At 43.7% G+C, this 6,826-nt stretch carries 6 protein-coding genes, 3 tRNA genes and 1 pseudogene; 1 reads left to right on the top strand and 9 read right to left on the bottom strand.

All coding sequences use genetic code 11. The annotated features are described in order from the left end of the window. Nucleotides 1-17 precede the first annotated feature (17 nt). Nucleotides 18-747, top strand: a pseudogene (locus H8A87_RS14550) (IS5 family transposase); the annotation flags it as partial. A 248-nt stretch (nucleotides 748-995) separates the two neighbouring features. Here H8A87_RS14550 and H8A87_RS14545 read toward each other — a convergent pair. From H8A87_RS14545 to tolA, 9 genes are all read right to left on the bottom strand, one after another. Next, nucleotides 996-1,418, bottom strand: a complete 423-nt coding sequence (locus H8A87_RS14545) for a hypothetical protein (RefSeq protein WP_198690664.1) — start codon at nucleotides 1,416-1,418, stop codon at nucleotides 996-998. A 33-nt stretch (nucleotides 1,419-1,451) separates the two neighbouring features. Next, nucleotides 1,452-1,628: a hypothetical protein gene (locus tag H8A87_RS14540; protein WP_198690663.1), complete on the bottom strand. Its 177-nt coding sequence runs from the start codon at nucleotides 1,626-1,628 to the stop codon at nucleotides 1,452-1,454. A gap of 772 nt (nucleotides 1,629-2,400) precedes the next feature. Then, nucleotides 2,401-2,469: transfer RNA gene (locus H8A87_RS14535), tRNA-Lys, on the bottom strand. Between the two features lie 146 nt (nucleotides 2,470-2,615). Beyond that, nucleotides 2,616-2,691: transfer RNA gene (locus H8A87_RS14530), tRNA-Lys, on the bottom strand. 31 nt (nucleotides 2,692-2,722) lie between these two features. After that, nucleotides 2,723-2,798, bottom strand: a tRNA-Lys gene (locus H8A87_RS14525). A 156-nt stretch (nucleotides 2,799-2,954) separates the two neighbouring features. Then, nucleotides 2,955-3,725, bottom strand: a complete 771-nt coding sequence (gene cpoB, locus H8A87_RS14520; protein WP_198690662.1) for a cell division protein CpoB — start codon at nucleotides 3,723-3,725, stop codon at nucleotides 2,955-2,957. A gap of 9 nt (nucleotides 3,726-3,734) precedes the next feature. Continuing rightward, a complete protein-coding gene (gene pal / locus H8A87_RS14515; RefSeq protein WP_198690661.1) occupies nucleotides 3,735-4,238 on the bottom strand; it encodes a peptidoglycan-associated lipoprotein Pal in 504 nt (167 codons plus the stop codon). A gap of 42 nt (nucleotides 4,239-4,280) precedes the next feature. Then, nucleotides 4,281-5,579, bottom strand: coding sequence for a Tol-Pal system beta propeller repeat protein TolB (gene tolB, locus H8A87_RS14510; RefSeq protein WP_198690667.1), 1,299 nt, complete (start codon nucleotides 5,577-5,579; stop codon nucleotides 4,281-4,283). 190 nt (nucleotides 5,580-5,769) lie between these two features. Then, nucleotides 5,770-6,822 carry a cell envelope integrity protein TolA gene (gene tolA, locus H8A87_RS14505; protein ID WP_198690660.1) on the bottom strand — a complete coding sequence of 351 codons (1,053 nt, stop codon included), beginning with the start codon at nucleotides 6,820-6,822 and terminating at the stop codon, nucleotides 5,770-5,772. Nucleotides 6,823-6,826: the final 4 nt, after the last annotated feature.

Raw genomic sequence — 6,826 nt, 5'->3', positions numbered from 1 at the left:
AACCATTTAATACATGACCTTTAGGATGCCATCGTCATCGCGTCGATAACCGTGCCGCGATGAATGCTATCTTCTTTGTCTTGAGAACCGGATGTCAGTGGAATGCCCTAAATGCCACGGGAATTTGCTCTTCAAGTAGTGCCCATCGCCGCTTTCAGGAATGGCAAGCTGCAGGCGTATTTGAACGATTTTGGCAAAATGGCTTACTGGCCAGTGAAAAAGTGGGGGCCATAAAGTGGAGCCAGTTATCTTTGGATGGCTGCTTGACTAAGGCCCCGCTAGCGGGAACAAAAAAAAACAGGTCGCAACCCGACAGACAGGGGAAAACAAGGTGTCAAAAGAAGTCTTCTGACTGACGGTAACGGTTTACCTTTGGCAGTGACCGTCGCGCCAGCAAATACCCATGACATCAAGTTGGTCATAGAGACACTGGAGCCTCTTGAAATAGGAAGGCCGGGGCACGCGTTATCGCTTTATCCAGATAAAGCCTATGAGGCAGGATGGTTAGAAAAATTGTTGAGGAAACAGCGATATATTCCGTGTATACAATCGAGGAAAGAAGAACACAATGCGATGAAAAGCGCCGTTTATTTTAAAACGAGTCGTTGGGTTGTAGAAAGAACGCATAGTGGGATGAATCGTTATCGCCGGATATTAATCCGTTGGGAAAAGAAAATAAGCCGTGATGAAGGCATGCTGTATTTTTGTTGTGGGTTGCTTGTGTGGAATAAAATTCTTTTGGGATAGGCTCTTAGTCTTTATAGACTGAAAGCCATTTCAATGGCACTATTTAAAATAAGATTTCAAGTTTTAATATTCTCTGATTTTAAATAGTTACAGACCTAATACTCTATTCACCGGTAAACAGGTCTAAATTGTCCAATCCGATTAACTGAATGTATGCGGCACATCTTAATAGTTAATGTTTTCAAGATACTCATCCAATATTCTGTTTTTACTTATTTTTCTTTGTGATGTCTTGAAAACATTTTGGGTTAAGTATTCCTTAGCTCTTGCAGAGAAAAAACAATTTCTGACCATGCCTTTTGAAGGAAACCATTTAATATGGGTCGTAGCCAAATATAGTTATTGTTGGCGATTTTCAATAAAAACACTATCGGAAGTAAACGCCTTGCCAGGCTACGTCTAAACAGTAATCCCAATAAACTCAGCCATATAAGATTCTCAATCAGGGATTTCTGGCGCGCTGCAAAGCCCTGCAAGTTTGTATGCGATTTCAGCTCCTTAAACAGTAACCCACCCTGCCAGCGACAACGGTACACCACCATAATATCTCCAGCGGTAAATTCGGTTGCAGATAAGTTCGTCAGCCACAGACAATAATGGCGTTCTTCAGCCATCCAGCGCCGGATAATGCGAAACTCAAAACCTTCACGGCGACAAGTAAGCTCCAACATTTCCGAACTGTTTTTTCGACACGTAATATCTTTTTACTTGGGGTTGTTCAGCTTCGGCAGCCGTTTTTCCTGTGCATTTTTTGCTTCAATAATGCGTGGATTGAGTGGCTGACCTCCGCGAACGACAAAGGAACCTCCATACTGCGAAACCTGTTGAAAATACTGAAAATCGACGTAACCCACATCCGCCAACAGGAGATGGGCGCGCAAAGCTTCCGGGGCAGGCAGGTAAGTGCGCTCTTAGGCTGTATCGGTGGTGATGGCCATTTCAGTCGGTGCTTGTGTAAACAACGATATAATCATATGGCACTCAACCACCGCGAAAGAAGGGCTGAACCGATAAGCAAATGGACCTGATAATACAGAATGGACTTTGAATGATCTGCTATCTTGCAAGAGAAAATTTTTAAATCGTTAAAATTTTTTTGGGGATTAGATGCTTTTCAATAAATTGTGCAATGCCAAATTTGACCAATATTTTGACAAAGCCAGTCATAAGCGCAAAAACGTTCGGCTTCGGACAAAAAATACCAGTGCAGCCGACTTCTGACATTCCGTGCTGTCGTCTTTTGAAAATGACAAAAGCGCCCCAATTGCACTTACCATTCCCAGCACAAGAACGAGCTTAAAACTTAATTCACCTTTTCTGTCAGACGAATTAGCCTGATCTAAATACATGTCAGTTACCGTGTTTTGTGATTTATTCACTGCAACTCATCTCATATGGAAAACGTGTAATGACTATAACACCGCAGAAATACGATTTCCAAATGGAAATTACATCCCCTATAAATTCAAAACACAATGATATTTATCAACTAAAATTAATAAATTTAATTTCCAATAAGAAATTATATACATTATTTCCATGTATGCCTTGGCAAAGTAATGTTTTTATAAATAAGATGAGTAAATGTATATGATGCAACTCAGGCTGGGTAACAGCCTAGCTAAGCTGTGTTTTGATTGAAAATTTAGATAGTGGGTCATGCAGGATGATTCGGCCTGCGGCCAATTGATTATAAAAACCAACTGCTCTACCGACTGAGCTAGCGATTCATCTAAGGCGTGTTTGGATTGATAATTTAGATGGTGGGTCGTGCAGGATTCGAACCTGCGGCCAATTGATTAAAAGCCAGCTGCTCTACCGACTGAGCTAGCGATTCATCTAAGGCGTGTTTGGATTGATAATTTAGATGGTGGGTCGTGCAGGATTCGAACCTGCGACCAATTGATTAAAAGTCAACTGCTCTACCGACTGAGCTAACGACCCATCTAAGGCATGTTTGAATTGATGATTTAGATGGTGGGTCGTGCAGGATTCGAACCTGCGACCAATTGATTAAAAGTCAACTGCTCTACCGACTGAGCTAACGACCCATCTAAACCTGTTTGGCAGTTATCCCTGCCAACGGCGGCTTATATTACTGATTTCTCAGCGTGGCGCAACGTTTATTTTAGAAAACCAGTTTGAATGCCTATTAATCGCCCAATCATCCCCGAAAAGACCGATATATGACCTTTCGGGGATAATTATTACATCCCAGAAAGCTTTTTCTCGGCCATTTTCGCCGCATTAGTACCAGAATATTGCTTAACCACCTGCTGATAAACCGCTTTCGCTTTATCCTTTTGTCCCTTCTCCTGCATGATCAAACCCACTTTATACAGGGAATCACTGCTTTTCTGTGACTTAGGATAATCTTTCACGACAGTAGCAAAATAATAAGCTGCGTCGTCTTTCTTGCCTTTGTTGTAATTCAACTGCCCTAACCAATAATTAGTATTCGACAAGTATTTGGACTTAGGATAGGCTTTGACGAAATTTTGAAATGCTGCAATCGCCTTATCATATTCTTTGGTATTGATCGCCAAAGAAACGGCTGCATCATAATCCCCCTTTTCACTTCCCGTACTCGCTGACGCAGCGGATTGTTTATTCTCGGTTTGTGTCGAAGGGGCAGCATTATTACTTTCTGAACTTTCCGCACTTGATGGATTAGTCATTTTATCCAACTGTAGATAAAGATCTTTCTGACGTTCAATGATCTGATTTAACTGATACTGATTCTCCTGAATTTGACCACGGAGTGTATCAATATCACGTTGAGAGTCAGAAAGCTGTTGCTGGAGCTGGGTTAATAATTGACTGTGAGCGTCAGAAATACGCTCTAATTGGGAGATGCGCTCATCGGTGGAGCCTGAGCCGACATTACTGATTGGCGCTCGGGCGGTAGCGGCCCAAGGAGCCGCTACGCCAACCAATAACGACAGACCCAACACATAACGTCTGAAGTTACTGTTCATGCATTACTCTTAGTATACGATTACAGCACGACGGTTTTTCGCGTATGCTGCTTCGTCATGGCCAAGTACAGCCGGTTTTTCTTTACCGTAAGAAACGATAGCGAGCTGGTCAGCAGAAACGCCTTTGCCTTGCAGATACATTTTCACTGCATTCGCACGACGCTCACCCAGAGCGATGTTGTACTCTGGAGTACCACGTTCGTCCGCATGACCTTCGATAGTAACTTTAACAGATGGGTTAGTGCGCAGGAATGCAGAGTGTGCATCCAGCATCTGAGCAAATTCGCTGTTGATATCATACTTATCGAAACCGAAGTATACGATATTGTTGTTTTGCAGCTCTTGCATCTGCTGACGTGCTAATTCTTCAGCAGACAGACCCGCTTTAGAAGAATTATCAACAGTGCCTACACCTGACTGATCATTGTTGCCATTTTTGTTAGTACTACACGCTGCTACGGCCATGATTGGTAAAGCTAACATCAGCCCTTTTAGCACTTTGTTCAGTTGCATCTCTTTGATCCTTTTATAGTTTGCCATACATATTATTATGCATCACAGATACGGCGACCAGGCAGGGAATTTTACCTGTCCATTGGTAGCCGGAAGACGCGCTTTGAAACGCCCATCAGTCGAAACTAGCTGCAATACAGTTCCCCACCCTTGAGTAGAGCTATAAATCACCATAGTGCCATTAGGTGCGATACTCGGCGTTTCATCTAGAAACGTATCCGTCAAAATTTGGACAGATCCCGTTGCCAGATCCTGTTTGGCGATATGCTGACTGCCACTTGCCGAGCTAACCATCACGACAAAACTACCGTCAGGGCTAACATCTGCATCTTGGTTCTGTGATCCTTCCCAAGTTAGGCGTTGTGGAGCACCGCCATTAATATCGATTTTGTACAATTGCGGACGACCGCCCTGATCTGAGGTATAGATCAGTGTTTGGTTATCGGGCATCCAGCTTGGCTCAGTATTATTACTGCGGCCATCAGTTACCTGACGAATCTGACCAGAAGCCAAATCCATCACATAAAGATTCAAACTGCCTGTTTTAGATAATGCAAAAGCAAGTTTAGTCCCATCTGGGGAAAATGCAGGCGCTCCGTTATGACGCGGGAACGAGGCTACCTGACGCACAGCACTTGTTGTCAATGTTTGAATCACTAGTGCAGAGCGACCGCTTTCAAACGTAACATAAGCAAGTTTAGAAGCATCCGGCGACCATGCTGGCGACATCAGTGGCTCAGGTGAACGGTGTACCCGAGTTTGGTTATAGCCGTCATAATCAGAGACATATAGTTCATATGGGTATTTACCCTCACCACTATTTTTGACGACATAAGCTATACGGGTACGGAATGCACCTTTAATGCCTGTCAGTTTTTCAAATACTTGATCACTTGCTGTGTGTGCTGCATAACGCAACCATTTCTGTTCAATTGAGAATTGCTCTTGCGCCAATACCGTTCCTGGTGCACCAGCGGTGTCAACAAACTGATACGAAACAAGAAATTTACCATCTGCACTTGGCTGAATATGCCCAACAACCACTGAGTCAATTCCAAGCGCTGACCATGCAGCTGGCGTTATTTCTGACGCAGTAGTCGGTTGTTGCGGCATACGAGCAGGATCAATAGGATTAAATTTCCCACTGTTCCTCAAATCCGCAGCAATAATTGAAGCAATCGCTTCTGGAGCTTCTCCTGCACCAGTCCATTTAAATGGGACAATCCCAATAGGACGGGCAGAATCAACACCTTGTGTAATTTCAATGCGAACTTCTGCATGAGCAAGCGCTGCCCACAGCATTAGAAAGCCCAGTACTATTTTAAACTTCTGTTTAAACATCTGATTAAAAGTTTGCTTCATCATCTCTCCCTTATCGCGATCTTTTATATGCCCGCAATAATCCGCCGGATTCTAACAAACGCCAACAAACAAAACTAGATACCTAAATAAAATCTAATAATTTTGTTTGTACATATTCATTATTCGAAGGTTTACCCAGCAAATAACGTTTCTCTACCAAATATTTATCTTACTGCGGCTTAAAGCTTAGTGAGAAGCTCTTGAAATGCTCATAAATCTCTTTGCTTGGTGGGCGTGGCATTTTTGCATTACGGGCAGCTGAAACTGCTGCCTGACATAACGCAGAATCACCAGTTCCCGCCTTGATATCAATTAGAAGGCCATCCGGTGCCAGTTTTATTTCTAATTCACAAGTACGCCCAATATACAGGTCTGGGTCAATAAATTTATTCTGTATTGCAGCTCGAATTTGTCCCTTGTAATTATTGATATCCGAATCGGAAAGGCCGCTTTTCTTACCACCGCCTTTACCTGCCGCAGTCGCTCCCCCCTGTTTAGGTGTGTTGGACGTCAATCCACCTAACAGATCATCAACATCTTGAGCCTGTTTCGTTGCTTCTGCCTTGGCTTTAGCTTTTGCCTTAGCTTCTGCTTTTGCCTTAGCTTCTGCTTTTGCCTTAGCTTCTGCTTTCGCCTTAGCTTCCTCCGCTGCTTTTGCCTTAGCTTCTGCTTTAGCCTCAGCCGCCGTTTTGCGTTTAGCAGCCTCTTCAGCCTCTTTCTTCGCTTGAATTTCCGCTTTCTGTTGGGCTTCAGCCTGCTCTTTTAAAATTCTTTCTTTTTCTGCTAACGCTTTTGCGGCCGCATCTTCCGCTTGTTTTTGCTCTTCACGAGCTTTAGCGGCAGCAGCCTCAGATTGTTTTTTCTGAGCTTCGGCAACCTGCTGTGCTTTAATACGTTCTTCTTCAGTCGTTTTCAAGCGTTCCTGCTCTTCCGCCTGCTTTGCCCGCAATTCAGCAGCCTGCTGTTCAGCCTTTTTCTTCCGCTGTTGTTCAGCCAACTTTGCATTAGCCTGCTGTTGCTGCTGTTGGTTATATTGCTGAACCACGGCATTTGGATCGACCATCACTGCATCAATGACAGTACCACCTTCGCCACCCCCCCCCATTTCCGTTTTTTGCACCAGAGAACCCCAAATCAGAAAACCGATCAGGATAATATGCAATATTACCGAAATTATAATGGCGCGATTCAGCCTATTGTTTTGCTCGCTTGTCTTTCCCACGCTC

It is taken from the genome of Xenorhabdus lircayensis (assembly GCF_016306625.1).
GTDB lineage: Bacteria > Pseudomonadota > Gammaproteobacteria > Enterobacterales > Enterobacteriaceae > Xenorhabdus > Xenorhabdus lircayensis.
Note: the sequence above shows the minus strand (reverse complement) of the source record. Positions and strands in the feature narration are given on the sequence as shown.

What these genes read in the sequence shown, in the direction of transcription:
- H8A87_RS14545 (WP_198690664.1), bottom strand. Translation starts at nt 1,418, where the DNA reads ATGTTGGAGCTTACTTGTCGCCGTGAAGGTTTTGAGTTTCGCATTATC.
- cpoB (WP_198690662.1), bottom strand. Translation starts at nt 3,725, where the DNA reads ATGAACAGTAACTTCAGACGTTATGTGTTGGGTCTGTCGTTATTGGTT.
- pal (WP_198690661.1), bottom strand. Translation starts at nt 4,238, where the DNA reads ATGCAACTGAACAAAGTGCTAAAAGGGCTGATGTTAGCTTTACCAATC.
- tolB (WP_198690667.1), bottom strand. Translation starts at nt 5,579, where the DNA reads ATGTTTAAACAGAAGTTTAAAATAGTACTGGGCTTTCTAATGCTGTGG.